Source organism: Micromonospora sp. NPDC047548 (assembly GCF_040642975.1).
In the GTDB taxonomy this organism is placed as follows: Bacteria; Actinomycetota; Actinomycetes; order Mycobacteriales; family Micromonosporaceae; genus Micromonospora.
In genome coordinates, this window is record NZ_JBEYTI010000017.1 from 73,582 (window position 1) to 88,162 (window position 14,581).

Here is a 14,581-nt window from a genome sequence, read left to right on the forward strand (position 1 = left end):
CCCCGCCGGCCCCGTCCAGCGGGTTGCGCACCGCCCGGCCCGCCGGGGAGGACGCCCTGGTCAGAGCTGCGCGGCGATCCCCTTCGCCGTCTCCACGTCCGGCCCCGGCAGGGGTACGAAGATGGTCCGGCGGTAGTACTCCAGCTCGCGGATGCTCTCCCGGATGTCGGCCAGCGCCCGGTGGGCGAGCCCCTTCCGCGGCTGGCCGAAGTACACCCGCGGGTACCAGCGCCGGGTCAGTTCCTTGATCGAGGAAACGTCGATCATGCGGTAGTGCAGGTGGGCGTCGAGGCGGGGCATGTCCCGAGCGATGAAGCCCCGGTCGGTGGCGATCGAGTTGCCGCACAGCGGGGCGGCGCGCTGGTCCTTGACGTGGCTGGTGACGTACTCCAGCACCATGTCCTCGGCCTCGGCCAGGGTGACGGTGGAGCGCCGCACCTCCTCGGTCAGCCCGGACTTGCCGTGCATCGTGCGGACGATCTCCGGCATCGCCTCCAGGGCCGCCTCGTCGGCGTGGATGACCACGTCGACCCCCTCGCCCAGCACGTTGAGGTCGGGATCGGTGACGAGCGCGGCAACCTCGATCAGCGCGTCGCTGCCGAGATCCAACCCGGTCATCTCACAGTCGATCCAGACAAGAAGATCAGCCACCGGCACAGCCTAGTCGCAGCCCAGGTGTCGCGCCTCGCCACTGCCGGCGCGGCGGACCGCTAGGGTTTCCCCGTGCCAGCCGAACCCGTCGCACCACCCGCCGTCACCGCCGACGAGCAGCGGAGCCGCACGGTCCGTCGGGTCGTCACGGTGCTGGCGCTGGCGGCCGTGCTACCGGCGCTCTATCTGCCCGGCATGGGGCACGACTTCTTCGACCTGAAGATCTACATGCGGGCGATGGACTGGTGGTCGTCCGGGCACCCGCTCTACGACTACGTGCAGTCGGACCGGGTCCAGGGCGAGCTCTACTTCACCTATCCGCCGTTCAGCGCGCTGCTGCTGTGGCCGTTCGCGGTGCTCCCGCTCGGCCTGACCATCGCCGTCTTCACCGTCCTGACCGGGATCGGTGTGATCGTGACCACCCGCTGGCTGGTCAGCCCGGTGATCGAGCGGCACAACCTGCCCCGGGCGTTCGCCCTCACCGTGGCGGTGCTGCTGGTGTTCGCGGTGGAGAGCACCCGGGAGACGATCACCTTCGGGCAGATCAACATGCTGCTGGTGGTGCTGATCCTGGCCGACCTGCTCTTCGCCGTACCGCGGGGGTGGCGCTGGGCCGGGGTGGGCGTCGGGCTGGCGACGGCGCTCAAGCTCTTCCCGGGCATCTTCATCGCCTACCTGCTGGTGACCCGGCGGTGGCGGGCGGCGGTGGTGGCCAGCGTCACCGCGGCGGCGGCGACGCTGCTGGCCGCGGCGTTCGCACCCCGGGATTCCTGGCGCTTCTGGACCCACGAGCTGTGGGCGACCAACCGGGTCGGCCGCACCGACTACACCGGCAACCAGTCGCTGTTCGGGCTGCTCAGCCGGATCGACGCGCCAGCGAAGCCGAACCAGTTGCTCTGGCTGGCCCTGGTCGTGGTGGTCACCGGGTACGGCCTCTGGCGGGCGGCCCGCGCCGCCCGGGCCGGGGACGTGCTCACCGGGGTGACCCTCACCGGGCTGGTCGGCGGCCTGGTCAGCCCGATCACCTGGACCCACCACATCTACTGGTTCATCCCCGCCGTGGTGGTGCTGGTGGACGCGGCCCTCGACGCCGACCGGGCCACCGTGACGGGGGCCCGGCGCCGCCGGCGGCTGCTCGCGCTCGCGGTCGGCACGTCGATCGTGATCATCTACGGAGTGGTGTCCTTCTACGACTGGGGCGTGGCCCCGGCGCGCACCGACACCCCGGCGGAGTTCCTGCTGCGCAACTCCTACGTGCTGCTGGCCCTGCTGCTGCTGGTGGCGCTCCCGGTGCGCCGCCGGGCAAGGCCCGGCCCACGAATAACTTGCGCTAAATGGACAGATGTTCCGGCGGCCCACTTTCGCCGCTAATCTGGCGACACCTACCTCAGACGTCTGTCGGGTAGCACCGATCCCCCGGTGAGGACGGCCCTCCGCGTCGGCAGCGCGGAGGGCCGTTTGCCGCCGGGGTCAGTCCGGGTGAGCGGGCCGGGAAACTCCGGGGACCGGGTCGGCCGTGTCCTCCGGACGCTCCGGCGGCCAGGGCAGCAGGTCGGCGAGGGTGGCCGGACGCCGGGCCGGCACCGCGCCGATGGCGGCCCGGGACGGCTCGGGCGCCCCGACCGACACCAGCTGACGCTCCGGCTCCGGCGCGGCGCCGAGCCCGCTGAGCGAGCTGACCCCGAGCCGGCCGGCGAGCACCGGGACCTGGTCCGGCTCGACCACGAAGACCACCTCGCGCGGGCGCACCGGGCGCAGCAGCACCAGCACCGCCAGCACGATCAGCAGGAGCCCGCCGGCCAGCGACCCCCAGGCCACCGGACGGAACCAGTCAGACCGCACCTCGGCCCGCAGGTCGACGGCGAGGTCCGCCCCACCGTCCGGGCGCATCACCACCAGGCTCAACCGGCGCCCGGCCAACTGCCCGGGGTTCCACTCGACCGCGCCGATCCCCTCGCGTACCCAGAAGGGCGCATCGAGCGGGACGGCCGGGATCGCGCCGGCGGGCCCGGCGGTGGGCGCGGCGTCGGTCAGCCGGACCGGCAGCGGGCCGCGGGCCAGCGCGATCCGCCCGACGGTGGCGTGTGGGACCGGGGCGAGCCAGCGGCGGACCTCGTCGGCGGGCGCCAGGCCGACGAAGGCCGGCCCGTCCGGGGTCCGGGCCGTCAGCCGCAGCCTCGCCTGCCCGACCCGGGTGAACGGCGCCTCCGCGCGCAGCAGCGCGTCGACGTCCTGCACCACGACCGCCCGGCCCGCGGTGCGCACCGGCTCGAAGCGGGCGCCGAAGCTGCCGTCGGTACTCGCGTGCCGGGCGACCAGGCAGAGGCCACCACCGGCCAGCAGAGCCGGAATCCCGACGACCAACAGCAGCATTCCGACGAGCGCCCGCACGAACCGCATTCGTTCCGTCTCCTTCGGTGACCGGGTACCCGGCCGACCTTACCGACGGGGCCGCCTTGATCTGCGGATATCGGTGCGGACGGACAGCCCACGGCGCGCCGGACGGGTCCGGCGCGCCGGCGGGGCGGAGCGGGTCAGGCCTTGGGCGCCGGCTGCCGACGGGTACGGGCGAAGGCCAGTCCACCGAGGAGCAGGCCGGCCAGCCCGGCCACCAGACCGGCGATGGCCAGCCCGGTCGCCGGCCCGTCGGAGTCCTCGTCGGCGGCGGCCTGGGCCTGCCCGGCCGGCGACGCCGCCGGCGTGGCCGACGCAGAGGCCGTGGCCGAGGCCGGGGTCAGGGTGAGCACCGGCGCCGGGTTCTCCGGCTCCTCGGCCCCCGGGGTCGGCTCGTCGATCCACCGCTGGACGTTGCCGTCGGAGTACGTCTGCAACGTCTTGAAGACCATCCGGTCGACCTGCGGCAGCGGGCCCAGCGAAACCGGGAACTCCTGGAACTGGCCGGGCTTGACCGCCGCGTCGCCGGTGGCCGTCCAGGTCAACTTCGACACGGCCTCGGTGAGCTGGCTGCCGTGCACCTCGATCGGCGGGTCGACCTTGCGCTTCTCCACCGCCACCGTCCAGCCCGGCACGGGCATGGTGGAGACCGAGCCGACCGGCGCGTTCTCTGGCAGCACCACCTCGACCTTCGTGGTGGACGCGGTGTCGCTCTCGTTCGGCACCCGGAAGGCGAAGCGGCCGTAGGAGCCCTGGGTCGCCTCCTTCGGGTTCACCGAGACGTGCGCCGAGGCGGGCCCGGCGAAGCCGAGCACCGCCGTGGTGACGGCGGCGAGCGCGAGAGCGGCGGCGGTGGCGGGGCGCCGGAGACGAATCATGGGTGGAGAGCCTTTCTCGTTACCTGATCGGCACGGTGGCGGTCACCGTGGCCTGGTCGATGTCGGAGATCCGGACGGTGAGGCGCAGCTGCCACTCGCCGGCCGCCGGGAAGCTGATCTCCCCGGTCACGTGGTTGTCGGTCAGCGGCAGCAGCGGGATGTCGATCGGCTCGATGCCCGCCGACGGCAGGGCCGCCGTCGCCTTCCACTCGGCCACCGGCTGCGGCCGGTTGTCCGTCGTGTACGCGTACAGGTGCATCGAGTTGTTGCCCCGCTCGGCCGGGTCCAACTCCACCTGCAGGGAGTAGATCGGGCTGGTCAGCGTGGTGGAGAAGTAGCCGGGGGTCGCGCCAGCCCCGTCGGCGCCGGCGGCGACCCGGGCCGGGGTGGTCTGCACCAGGGTGGCCGTCACGCCGAGCACCACCGCGGTGATCGCCAACTCGGCCCAGATGGCCCGCCGCACCGGGGCCGGACGCTGCGCGGCGGTCCGCCGCCGCACGAGCTGCCGGGAGTACGCGGCCACCCCGAGCACCAGCGCGAACAGCCCGATCTTGGCGAGCAGCAGCCGGCCGTACGTGGTGTCGACCAGGGCCTGGACCCCGCCCACCTCGATCAGCCCCTGCACGATGCCGGCGAGCAGCAGCGCCGCCACCGCCAGCGCCGCCCAACGGGACCAGATCGGCAGGATCGCGCCCAGTTCTCGCTCGTCGGCGCGGCGCAGCAGGAAGACCGCGAGCATCACCAGCCCGCCCAGCCAGACCGCCATGCTGCCCAGGTGCACCGCGTCGACGACCACCGACACGGCCGGCGCCGGGGAGGCCGCCGCGTGCCCGGCCAGCGGCCAGGTGAACAGCGCCGCCCCGGCCAGCACGGCCAGGATGAGTGCGTCGGTACGGCCGACCGGGCCCCGGGTCAACGGGCGCAGCAGGAACACCGCCGCCGCGAGCAGACCCAGGCGGACCAGGTGCGCCGTGCCGTACGTGCTGCCCAGCACCTCGCCGAGGCCGGCGCCGGTGACGTCGATCAGCCCGCCCCCGGCGGTGTACGGCACCTGCAACCACAGCTCGGCCAGGGTGGCGAGGGCGAGCAGCCCCGCCCCCGCCCAGGCCAGCCGGGCCGGGCCACGGCGGGACAGCCGTTGCGGCCAGAGCGCGGCGAGCACCAGGGCCGGACCCACGACCAGCAGCAGGCCCGCGTACCCGAGGTACTTCGCCACCTTGACCGCGGTGTCCACCACCGGGTTCGCCCGGCTGTCCACCCCCGAGTCGGTGGGTGGCGACGAGGGCGCGCCGACGGAGTAGGTGAACGCGCCGGAGACCGGGTGGCTGTCGGCGGAGATCACCCGGTAGCTCACCAGGTAGGTGCCGCGCGGCCCGGACGGGTCCACCGGCACGGTCACCACCGAACCCTCGAAGGTGGGCTCGCCGCGGTCGGCGCGGGAGCCGTCCGGGGCGATGACCCGGATCTTGCCGGTGACCTTGCGCACGGACTCGCTGAAGGTCAGCACCACCTCGGGCGGGGCGCTCGGCACCACGGCCGAGGCGACCGGGCTGCTGGCGACCAGCACGGCGTGGGCGCTGGCCGGGGTGGCCGGGGCGAGCAGCAGCGCGACGAGGGTGACCAGCAGTCCGGCGGCGGTGCCCAGCCGCGCGAACCAGCGACGATCGACGACGTTCATGCCGGCCATGGTCGCCGACGCGAGGCCCCGACGGCGACCCGACCCGGTACGGGCGTCGGTCCGGCTCACCCGCGCCCCGCCGCGACGGCACGCGACCAGAGCCGGTCGGCCTCGCCGCTGACCCGGCCGAGCGCCCACAGCAGACCCGCCTGCACCACGGCGGCCAGGTGGCCGATCTCGTGCACCAGCGCGGTGGTCGAGTTGGCGATGTCGACCACGCTGGTGCCGGCCAGGCAGAGCGCCAGCACCAGCGCCACCGGCAGGAACGCCCGGGCCCGCTCCGGCCGCCACGCGGCCAGCGCGAAACCCACCGCGAGGGCCACGTCGAAGGAGGCCATCTCCCGGCTGGTGTGCGGATCGGCGGCCACCCCCAGCCCGGCCAGCAGGATCGGCAGCGCGATGGCGAGCTGGGCCACCGCCGCCACCGCCACGGCGACCCGCAGCACCTGACGACGGGCGGCCCGGACGGCGGCCGGCGTACGCCCGGCCAGCACCGGGTCGGCGGCGACCGCCGCCAGCACCCGGGCGGTCAGGTCCGGCACCTGCACGGAGCGGACCCGGGTGAGCCGGGTCACCTGCTCGGCCCGAGCCAGCCAGGAGCGACAGTCAAGGCAGGTCCGGGTGTGCTCGTCCAGCGCCGCGGCCGGTGTCTGCGGGTCCTCGCCGTCCAGCCGCGCCGACAGCGCCACGCGTACGTCGTCGCAGTTCATGTGGGGGTAGTCGGGTGGCGGGTCGGGAAAGTTCCCGACGTGGGCCGGGCCATAGAAAGAGCCGAAGGACCCTGCTCGCCGCTGGTACGCCGCGTAACCTCGGGTGGCGTGATCCCCGCCCCGCGCGACACCGCCGCCGCCGGCCGCCCCGACGCGGCACCCGACGCTGCGCGCGACACGGCGACACACTGGGCGCTGACCGCCCGCGACGGTGATCCACTGGCCCAGGCCGCCTTCGTCCGGGCCACCCAGGCCGAGGTGTGGCGGTTCGCCGCCGCGCTGGTCGACCCGGACAGCGCCGACGACCTCACCCAGGAGACCTACCTGCGGGCGTTCCGGGCGCTGCCCGGCTTCGAGGGACGCGCCAGCGCGCGTACCTGGCTGCTCGGCATCGCCCGCCGGGCCTGCGCCGACCACCTGCGCACCGTGATCCGGCGGCGCCGCCTCGACGAGCGGCTTACCGCCGACGCCCACACCGGCCGCCCGTACCCGGACCCGGCCGGGCACCTCGGCGCCGCCGACCTGGTCCGCCGGCTTCCGGCCGAGCGCCGCGAGGCGTTCGTCCTGACCCAGCTGCTCGGCCTGTCGTATGCCGAGGCCGCCGCCGTGGCCGGCGTGCCCGTCGGCACCATCCGCTCCCGGGTGGCCCGGGCCCGGCACGACCTGGTCGACGCGGTCGGCGAAGCGTTGGCCGGCTGAGCGGTGGAACTAACCGGCCGGACGCGACGACCAATGATCGTGACCGCAGCGCGCATCCGGGCCACCCGCTGGCCCACCGTCCGTCCCTGGATCGGCCTCGCCGCCCGACTCGGCCTGGCCACCGTCTGGCTGGTCGCCGGCGCCGCCAAGGTCGGTGACCTGGCCGCCTCCGGGCGGGCGGTCAACGCCTACCAGGTGATGCCCTACGACGTGGCCACGGTGATCGGCGCGGCGCTGCCCTTCATGGAGCTGGCGCTCGGCCTGATCCTGCTGCTCGGCCTGGCCACCCGGCTCGCCGCCGGCGTCTCCGCCGCGCTGCTGGTGGTCTTCGTCACCGGCATCGTCTCGGCCTGGAGCCGCGGCCTGTCCATCGACTGCGGCTGCTTCGGCAGCGGCGGCCAGCTCGCCGCCGGGCAGGCCCCGAGCTACCTCCCGGAGATCCTCCGGGACCTGGGATTCCTGGCGCTGGCCGGATTCCTGCTGATCTGGCCCCGCACCCCCGTCTCGGTGGACGGCTGGCTGACGGGCGAACCCGCCGTGGAGGACGAAGATGAGTAGCCGTAAGGGGCAGCGGAACGCCGCCCGGGTGGTACGCGAGCAACTGGCCCGGGAGCGGCGGCGCAAGCGGGCGCTCTGGACGTCCGTCGGCGCGGTCGTGGTGCTGGTGATCGCCGGCATGATCGGCTGGAGCGTCTGGTCCAGCCAGCGCCCCCACGAGTTCACCGCGCCGCGCGGCGCCAACGACGCCGGCACCGGCATCGTGATCGGCAGCGGCCCCGTCACCATCGACCTCTACGAGGACTACCTCTGCCCGGCCTGCAAGCAGTTCCAGCAGGTCAGCGGTGCGACGATCGACCAGCTGGTCAGCGCCGGCAAGGCCCGGGTGGTCTTCCACCCGGTCGCCTACCTCAACCGCTTCTCCACCACCGAGTACTCCACCCGCTCGTCGGCCGCCTCCGGCTGCGCCGCCCAGGGCGGCAAGTTCAAGGAGTTCACCGACGTGCTCTTCGCGCGGCAGCCGCCGGAGGGCAGCGCCGGGCTGAGCAACGACGAGCTGATCGACATCGGCGCGGGCGTCGGCCTCAACCGGGACGACTTCGGCTCCTGCGTGAAGGACGGGACGTACAAGCCGTGGACCGCGAAGGTGACCGAGGACGCCAGCAGGTCCGGCGTCAACAGCACGCCGACCATCAAGGTCAACGGCAAGGAGGTCGCCGACCGCAGCCCGGCGGGGATCACGGCGGCGGTGGAGGCGGCCGGCAAGTGATCGCCGCCCTGCTCCGGCGGGCCGGCCTGGTCGCCACCGCCGCGCTCGTCACCCTGCTCGCCCTCGCCACGCCGGCCGCCGCGCACGGCGCGGACGCCCCCGACGGCACCGACTACCGCACCGAGGTGACCGGCCTCACCCCGGCCCGGCCCGGGCTGACGGTACGGGCCGTCGAGGCGGGCGCCCGGCTGGAGCTGGTCAACCGCACCGGCCGGGACGTCGAGGTGATCGGCTACTCGGGTGAGCCGTACCTGCGGGTGGGACCCGGCGGCACGTACGAGAACAGCCGCTCCCCCGCGACGTACCTGAACCGGACCCTGGCCGGCGACACCCCGCTGCCGCCCGAGGCGGACCCGGCCGCGCCGCCCGAGTGGCGGCGGATCGCCGACGAACCGCGGGTGCGCTGGCACGATCAGCGGGCCCTGTGGCGGGAGTCCGGGCCACCGGCCCGGGCCGCCGCGGACCCGACCCGCGCGCACCGGGTCCGCGACTGGACGGTGCCGGTCCGCGACGGCACGGAGCAGGTGGAGATCCGGGGCACCCTGGACTGGGTGCCGCCGCCGGACGCGTACCCCTGGTGGGTGGCCGCCACCCTCGGCTTCCTGGCCGTCGGGGCGGCCGGGCTGCTGCCGGCCGGCTCGGTGGCCGGCGACCGCGCGCTGCGCGCGGTCGGGGCGCTGCTGGCGCTCGGCGGCGCGGCGGCGGTCGTCCTGGTGCTCGGGCGGGAGCTGGACGCCGGCGCGGAGGGCGTCGGCGGGGTGCTGGCCGGGCTGCTCACCGGGCAGATCTGGCCGCTGCTCACCGGGCTCGGCGCGATCGCCGCGGGCGGCTACGCGCTGGCCCGCCGGCCCGCCGCGGCCGACTTCGCGCTGGCGCTGGCCGGCGCCTGCCTGGCGCTCTTCGCCGGCTTCACCAACCTGAGCGTCTTCTCCCGCGCGGTCGCCCCCGTCCCCTGGTCGGCCACCGCCGCCCGGGTGCTGCTGGTGCTGATCGTCGCCGGCGGCGCGGGCGCGGTCGGCGCGGGCGTCCTCCGCCTGCACGCCGCCTCGCGGGTCACCCCGGTACGGCCCGATCCGGCAGCCGCCACCCCGGAGCCCCACCCCTCGGCCTGAACCCTGCGACGCGCACGTCGCCGTGCGGGACGCGGCCGCTCAGGGGCGGGGCAGGGAGTGCGGGGTGAAGCCGTAGGGGAGTTCGAGGCGGTGACAGGCGAGGAGGTCGGGGTCGGCGAGGATGTCCGGGGTGGGGGCGTCGGCGACGATGCGGCCGGCGTCCAGGATGACGGCGCGCTCGCAGAGCTCCGCCGCGTACGGCAGGTCGTGGGTGACCATCAGCAGGGTCACCGGCAGGCCGCGCAGGATTTCCGCCAGCTCCCGCCGGGCGGCCGGGTCGAGGTTGGACGAGGGCTCGTCGAGCACCAGGATCTCCGGGCGCATGGCGAGCACGGTGGCCACTGCCACCCGACGCCGCTGGCCGAAGGAGAGGTGGTGCGGGGCACGGTCCCGGTGCTCGCCCATCTTCACCGCGGCCAGCGCCTCGTCCACCCGCTCGGCCAGCTCCGCCCCGCGCAGCCCCAGGTTCGCCGGCCCGAACGCCACGTCCTCGGCGACCGTGGGCAGGAAGAGCTGGTCGTCCGGGTCCTGGAAGACGATCCCCACCCGGCGGCGGACCTCGGCCAGCTCGGCCCGGTCCCGGGTCACCGTCAGCCCGCCGACGCTGACCGTCCCCTCGGTCGGGGTGAGGATGCCGTTGAGGTGCAGCACCAGGGTGGTCTTGCCGGCGCCGTTCGGGCCGAGCAGGGCCACCCGCTCGCCGCGCGGCACGGTCAGGTCCACCCCGGCCAGGGCGACGTGACCGTCCGGGTACGCGTATCGGACGCCGCGGACGTCCAGGGAGACAGCGGTCTGCACGTACCCGATCATGTCAGCACGACGGCGGTGGCGGCGATGAAGACGGCCGCCAGCGGCACGGTCGCCGCGGCCAGCCACTGCCCGGTGGTCGCCGCGCCCGCGCCCTGCCAGACCGCCGGCATCCGGCCGGAGTAGCCGCGCGACACCATCGCCAGGTAGACCCGCTCGCCGCGCTCGAAGGCACGCAGGAACAGCGCCCCCACCCCGGCGGCGAAGCCGCGCAGCTGCCACAGGAAGCGCGGGTCGTCGCCCCGGGAGACCCGGGCCACCCGCATCCGGCGGGCCTCGCCGACCAGCACGTCCAGGTAACGCAGCATGAACGTGGCGATCTGGGTGAGGATCTGCGGGCAGCGCAGCCGGTCCAGGCCGAGGATCAGGTCACGGGTCGTCGTGGTCCCGGCCAGCAGGAGCGACGCGAGTACGCCGAGGGTGCCCTTGGCGAGGATGTTCCACCCGCCGTACAGGCCGTCGACGGAGAGGTTGAGCCCGGCGACCGGCACCCGCTCCCCCGCGCCCAGGAACGGCAGCGCGAACGCGAACAGCACGAACGGCAGCTCGATCGTGGCGCGCAGCAGCAGCCAGCGCAGCCCGACCCGGGCCAGCACGGCCACCCCGGCGACCAGCAGGGCGTACCCGCCGAAGGCCCAGAACGCCTCGCGCGGGGTGGCCACCACGGCGACCGTGAAGAGCACCATCGCCGCGATCTTGACCTCGGGGGCCAGCCGGTGCACCGGGGAGGCCCCGTCCCGGTAGAGCACGTGCGCGTGTCCCGCACCCATCCGCGTACTCCCTGTTCAGCCGGCGGTGCCGGCCGGCTGCCGGTCCTCGCGCGGGGCACCGTCGGCGTCGTCGGGGCGGGCCGGGCCGCGCCGGCGCAGCAGCCAGAAGGCGCCGCCGCCGACGGCGAAGGTGAGCAGCACGCCGAGCACCCCGGACAGGCCGGTGGAGAGGAAGTCGTTGTCGACGCCGCGGATGCCGTAGTCGGCCAGCGGGCTGTCGGCCAACTCGTGGTCCTTCGCCTGCTGGGCCGGGCAGGAGCCGCCGGTGATCTCACCGTCGGCATCGACCGTGCAGCCCTTGAGCAGGGAGGAGTCCAGCCCGTCCGGATGCGACGAGGCGTAGTTGCTGACCACACCGGCGAGCAGGAGCGCGACCAGCAGGCCGACCGCGAGGAAACCCCAGGAACGCTTTCTCACCGGACACCTCCGACGGCCGGGACGGGCGCCGGCGCGGCCGGCTTCAGGGCGCGCAGCGCGTACACCAGATCGGGCCGGACCTTCGCGACGGTGACCACGGTGGTCGCGGTGATCAGGCCCTCGCCGATGCCGATCAGCAGGTGGACCACGGCCATCGTGCCGGCCAGGCCGGCGAGGTTGCCGCCCAGGTCGGTGGTGCCGCCCAACCAGTACTGGAGGACGAAGCCCTGGGACGCGACGACCACGCTGAGCAGCGCGGAGACGAACGCGGTCACCCCGAGCCCGGCCGGCGTACGGGGCAGCACCCGCAGCAGCCCGGCGATCAGCAGGTACGCCGCGGCGGTGCCGAGGATCGCCATGTTGGTGATGTTCAGGCCGAGCATCGCGACGCCGCCGTCGCCGAAGACCAGGGCCTGCACGACCAGCACCACTGCCACGCAGAGCGCGCCCACCCAGGGGCCGACCAGCAGCGCGGCGAGCGCGCCGCCGAGCAGGTGGCCGCTCACCCCGGCGGTGAAGATCGGGAAGTTGAGCATCTGCACGGCGAAGATGAAGGCGGCGACCAGGCCGGCCATCGGGGCCAGCCGGTCGTCCAGGTCACGCCGGCCGCGTAGGACGCAGAAGGTCAGCGCGCCGAGTGCGACGGCCGCGAAGATCCCCGCCACGGGACCATTGATGATCCCGTTCGAGATGTGCATCGCCAGGGTTTCCACACCGCGCAGCCTATTTGGCAGACCATGTTGTTGCCAAGACTTGGCAACAAGCCATGTTCTTGATCACCAAGCGCCCGGCGCGCGTCGCCCGCCATCGCCCGGCGCGGCGGTAAGGTCGCTGCCATGACCGCGCCCGACCGCCTCGCCCCCGGCGACCCCGCCCCCGACTTCACCCTGCCGACCGACACCGGCGAGACGCTCTCCCTGGCCGACCTGCGCGGCCGCCGGGTCATCCTGTACGCCTACCCGGCCGCGATGACGCCCGGCTGCACCAAGCAGGCCTGCGACTTCCGCGACTCGCTCGCCTCACTCCAGGCCGCTGACTACGAGGTGGTCGGCATCTCCCCCGACAAGCCGGAGAAGCTGGCCACGTTCCGCGAGCGGGACGCCATCACCTTCCCGCTGGTCGCCGACGCCGACAAGGCGGTGCTCACCGCGTACGGCGCGTACGGCGAGAAGCAGTCGTACGGCCGGACGGTGACCGGGGTGATCCGCTCGACGTTCGTCATCGACCCGGACGGGAAGATCGAGCGGGCCCTCTACAACGTCAAGGCCACCGGGCACGTGGCGAAGCTGCGCCGCGACCTCGGCCTCGACTGAAGCTGTCGCACCGGGCCACTACGGTCCGTGCGTGGTTCGGTACAGGTACACGCCGGAGATGCTGGCGGGCGCCGAACCACGTCGTCGCAGTTGCTGGTACGGCTCGCGGCAGGCTCCCGCCGGACATCGGGCATCCGGTCGACGTGGGCGCTGCGGGACATCGGCGTGCCGCAGGAGTGCGAGGAATGCGGTGTCGGGCCAGTCTGCAGGAGACGGGAAGCGTCGCTCCAGGTCGCTGCGGCCGCCGGGCACGTGGTCCACGCAGTTCAGGAATTGCGCCCGCCTCGTCATCGAGCCCACCAGACGTTCCAGTTAGACTCTCAAATGCAGGCGGGAGTGGTGGAATTGGCCAGACACGCAGGATTTAGGTTCCTGTGTCCGTGAGGACGTGGGGGTTCGAGTCCCCTCTCCCGCACCACCAAGCTCCCCGGGTCGGCATTGTCTGACCCGGGGAGCTGGCGCCCGACCCGCCACTCAACTGTCACCGACTGTCATGAGGGTCACGATGGTGGGCGATCGGTTAAGCCACCGGGCAAGGATGACGGTCGTGACCCTGCGTTTCGTCCTCGACCCCGAGCTCACCCCTGAGCTGCGCGAACAGATCCTCTCCCTGTGGGTGGACGTGACCAACGCCGGCGGCGCGGTCGGCTTCGTCGCCCCGGTCACCGCAGCCGAGGTTCGCCCGGTCGCCGAGGAGACCTTCGCCGACATCACCGACGGTCCGGACCGGCTGCTGGTCGGTTACGAGAGGGACCGGCTGGTCGGCATCCTGGTCATCGCCGACAACCAGTTCCAGCTGAAGACGCACTGGCGGGTACTCAAGCGGGTGATGGTCCACCCCGACACCCAGGGCCGCGGCTACGGCGCCGCAACGATGCGCGAAGCCGAGCGGATCGGCCGGGAGCTGGGCCTGGACGGACTGCACGTCACGATCCGGGGCGGCCTCGGGCTGGAGCGGTTCTACGCGGGTCTCGGATACCGAGAGGTGGGCCGGCTGCCCCGCGCGCTGCGCCTGGCCCCCGGCGACGACCGGGACGAGGTGCTCATGTGGCTCGACCTGACCGGTCCGGCGGCCTGACCGCAACCGCTCCGGCCGGGGTACCTCGTCGGTCCGGCCCGCGCCGGCCCTCCGCCAGGCCGCCGGAGGGCGGCAGCGACCCGCGCCGGCTGTCGACCTGATGTCGTGAACGGATCTGCGAATGATCGCCGCCGTGAGTCGTTCACGCCATCAGCTCCGTAGGGCGTCGCGAGCACCCGGTCAGCCGCAGCCGGCGCCGCCTGGGGTGGACGGTGCACCGACCGCGTCCACGGGTCCATGACGAGGACCCGGACGCTGCCCTTCGGGCCGGTGACGTCGAGGAAGCCGCCGCAGGCCGCGCCGGCGGCGTACTCGCTGGGGCCGAGGACGGCGTAGAGCCGGTTGGCGGGCGCGCTCGGGCGGGAACAGTTGCCGCCGGACCCCTTGGAGTCGTAGAAGGTCGCCTTGCCGGTGTGGACGGTGTCGCCGAGCGGCGGCCCGGCGAGCGCACCGGGCAGTGCGGCGAGCCAGCGGCGCGGTCGGGCGGGGGCGCGGCGTCCCGGTCCGACCCGCGCGTGCCGATCGTCGTCCACGACGGAGGGTGGCGGGTCGGCGGGAGCGCTACCGTCGGTCACGCCGGTCGATGCTGCCGGAGCATTACCGCTCGGACAGTTGTGGTGTTCGCGGGAGGTGAACAGCGAGCGGGCGGAGACACCCAGCACCGTGCTGTCATGCCGGACGACCCGGGCCAGCCGCTCCGGGAAGGCGGCGACCGGCGCCAGCCGGGTACGGGCGATTGCCCGACGGAACTTCGTTGCTCCACGGGAGGTCTCTATCAGGCGAAAGGATTCACTGACGATGAAGAGT

Annotated in this window: 15 protein-coding genes, 1 tRNA gene and 2 pseudogenes; 8 read left to right on the forward strand and 10 right to left on the reverse strand. The window is 74.0% G+C overall.

The features are described from left to right. Positions 1–60: 60 nt before the first annotated feature. A complete protein-coding gene (orn, locus tag ABZ807_RS19075) occupies positions 61–657 on the reverse strand; it encodes an oligoribonuclease (RefSeq protein ID WP_357159297.1) in 597 nt (198 codons plus the stop codon). 66 nt (positions 658–723) lie between these two features. Between orn and ABZ807_RS19080 the strand changes: the two genes are divergently transcribed. Beyond that, positions 724–2,022, forward strand: a complete 1,299-nt coding sequence (locus ABZ807_RS19080; RefSeq protein ID WP_357159300.1) for a glycosyltransferase family 87 protein — start codon at positions 724–726, stop codon at positions 2,020–2,022. Between the two features lie 16 nt (positions 2,023–2,038). Here ABZ807_RS19080 and ABZ807_RS19085 read toward each other — a convergent pair. The 4 genes and pseudogenes from ABZ807_RS19085 to ABZ807_RS19100 all read right to left on the reverse strand — a co-directional run. Continuing rightward, positions 2,039–2,526, reverse strand: a pseudogene (locus ABZ807_RS19085) (hypothetical protein); the annotation flags it as partial. 659 nt (positions 2,527–3,185) lie between these two features. Then, positions 3,186–3,923: a YcnI family protein gene (locus ABZ807_RS19090; RefSeq protein ID WP_357159303.1), complete on the reverse strand. Its 738-nt coding sequence runs from the start codon at positions 3,921–3,923 to the stop codon at positions 3,186–3,188. 19 nt (positions 3,924–3,942) lie between these two features. Continuing rightward, a complete protein-coding gene (locus ABZ807_RS19095; protein ID WP_357159434.1) occupies positions 3,943–5,610 on the reverse strand; it encodes a copper resistance protein CopC in 1,668 nt (555 codons plus the stop codon). A 56-nt stretch (positions 5,611–5,666) separates the two neighbouring features. Continuing rightward, positions 5,667–6,311, reverse strand: coding sequence for a zf-HC2 domain-containing protein (locus ABZ807_RS19100; protein ID WP_357159306.1), 645 nt, complete (start codon positions 6,309–6,311; stop codon positions 5,667–5,669). A 108-nt stretch (positions 6,312–6,419) separates the two neighbouring features. On the opposite strand from ABZ807_RS19100, the gene ABZ807_RS19105 reads away from it, so the two are divergent. Genes ABZ807_RS19105 through ABZ807_RS19120 form a run of 4 tightly spaced genes read left to right on the forward strand, consistent with a single transcriptional unit; the run spans position 6,420 to position 9,389 of the window. After that, complete coding sequence (locus ABZ807_RS19105) at positions 6,420–7,010, forward strand: sigma-70 family RNA polymerase sigma factor (protein ID WP_357159309.1); 591 nt, start codon at positions 6,420–6,422, stop codon at positions 7,008–7,010. A 33-nt stretch (positions 7,011–7,043) separates the two neighbouring features. Then, entirely contained in the window at positions 7,044–7,568 is a 525-nt protein-coding gene (locus ABZ807_RS19110) for a MauE/DoxX family redox-associated membrane protein (RefSeq protein ID WP_357159312.1), read from the forward strand. Next, positions 7,561–8,277 carry a thioredoxin domain-containing protein gene (locus ABZ807_RS19115; RefSeq protein WP_357159315.1) on the forward strand — a complete coding sequence of 239 codons (717 nt, stop codon included), beginning with the start codon at positions 7,561–7,563 and terminating at the stop codon, positions 8,275–8,277. Before ABZ807_RS19110 ends, ABZ807_RS19115 begins: the two co-directional genes overlap by 8 nt. Next, positions 8,274–9,389 (forward strand): hypothetical protein, encoded by a 1,116-nt coding sequence (locus tag ABZ807_RS19120; RefSeq protein ID WP_357159318.1) that lies wholly within the window; start codon positions 8,274–8,276, stop codon positions 9,387–9,389. The genes ABZ807_RS19115 and ABZ807_RS19120 overlap by 4 nt, the downstream gene beginning before the upstream one ends. Positions 9,390–9,428: 39 nt before the next feature. On the opposite strand, the gene ABZ807_RS19125 is transcribed toward ABZ807_RS19120, so the two are convergent. From ABZ807_RS19125 to ABZ807_RS19140, 4 genes are read right to left on the reverse strand one after another with little or no spacing between them, the layout of a single operon-like run. Further along, entirely contained in the window at positions 9,429–10,199 is a 771-nt protein-coding gene (locus tag ABZ807_RS19125; RefSeq protein WP_357159320.1) for an ABC transporter ATP-binding protein, read from the reverse strand. Then, positions 10,196–10,966: a cobalt ECF transporter T component CbiQ gene (gene cbiQ, locus ABZ807_RS19130; protein ID WP_357159323.1), complete on the reverse strand. Its 771-nt coding sequence runs from the start codon at positions 10,964–10,966 to the stop codon at positions 10,196–10,198. The genes ABZ807_RS19125 and cbiQ overlap by 4 nt, the downstream gene beginning before the upstream one ends. 15 nt (positions 10,967–10,981) lie before the next feature. Beyond that, complete coding sequence (locus ABZ807_RS19135; protein ID WP_357159326.1) at positions 10,982–11,383, reverse strand: PDGLE domain-containing protein; 402 nt, start codon at positions 11,381–11,383, stop codon at positions 10,982–10,984. Continuing rightward, on the reverse strand, positions 11,380–12,096 hold the full coding sequence (locus tag ABZ807_RS19140; RefSeq protein ID WP_357159329.1) for an energy-coupling factor ABC transporter permease: 717 nt from the start codon (positions 12,094–12,096) through the stop codon (positions 11,380–11,382). Before ABZ807_RS19140 ends, ABZ807_RS19135 begins: the two co-directional genes overlap by 4 nt. A 123-nt stretch (positions 12,097–12,219) precedes the next feature. Here ABZ807_RS19140 and bcp point away from each other — a divergent pair, with 123 nt between their 5' ends. The 3 genes from bcp to ABZ807_RS19155 all read left to right on the forward strand — a co-directional run bounded on the left by bcp (position 12,220) and on the right by ABZ807_RS19155 (position 13,774). Next, a complete protein-coding gene (bcp, locus tag ABZ807_RS19145) occupies positions 12,220–12,696 on the forward strand; it encodes a thioredoxin-dependent thiol peroxidase (protein WP_357159332.1) in 477 nt (158 codons plus the stop codon). Positions 12,697–13,026: 330 nt separating this feature from the next. Further along, a tRNA-Leu gene (locus tag ABZ807_RS19150) sits at positions 13,027–13,114 on the forward strand. 129 nt (positions 13,115–13,243) lie between these two features. Further along, positions 13,244–13,774, forward strand: coding sequence for a GNAT family N-acetyltransferase (locus ABZ807_RS19155; RefSeq protein WP_357159335.1), 531 nt, complete (start codon positions 13,244–13,246; stop codon positions 13,772–13,774). Between the two features lie 233 nt (positions 13,775–14,007). Here the strand turns inward: ABZ807_RS19155 and ABZ807_RS19160 are convergent. Next, positions 14,008–14,190, reverse strand: a pseudogene (locus ABZ807_RS19160) (hypothetical protein); the annotation flags it as partial. Positions 14,191–14,581: the final 391 nt, after the last annotated feature.

Coding starts and splice junctions, on each gene's coding strand:
- ABZ807_RS19090 (WP_357159303.1), bottom strand. CDS start 3,923: ATGATTCGTCTCCGGCGCCCCGCCACCGCCGCCGCTCTCGCGCTCGCC.
- ABZ807_RS19095 (WP_357159434.1), bottom strand. CDS start 5,610: ATGGCCGGCATGAACGTCGTCGATCGTCGCTGGTTCGCGCGGCTGGGC.
- ABZ807_RS19100 (WP_357159306.1), bottom strand. CDS start 6,311: ATGAACTGCGACGACGTACGCGTGGCGCTGTCGGCGCGGCTGGACGGC.
- ABZ807_RS19110 (WP_357159312.1), top strand. CDS start 7,044: ATGATCGTGACCGCAGCGCGCATCCGGGCCACCCGCTGGCCCACCGTC.
- ABZ807_RS19115 (WP_357159315.1), top strand. CDS start 7,561: ATGAGTAGCCGTAAGGGGCAGCGGAACGCCGCCCGGGTGGTACGCGAG.
- ABZ807_RS19125 (WP_357159320.1), bottom strand. CDS start 10,199: ATGATCGGGTACGTGCAGACCGCTGTCTCCCTGGACGTCCGCGGCGTC.
- cbiQ (WP_357159323.1), bottom strand. CDS start 10,966: ATGGGTGCGGGACACGCGCACGTGCTCTACCGGGACGGGGCCTCCCCG.
- bcp (WP_357159332.1), top strand. CDS start 12,220: ATGACCGCGCCCGACCGCCTCGCCCCCGGCGACCCCGCCCCCGACTTC.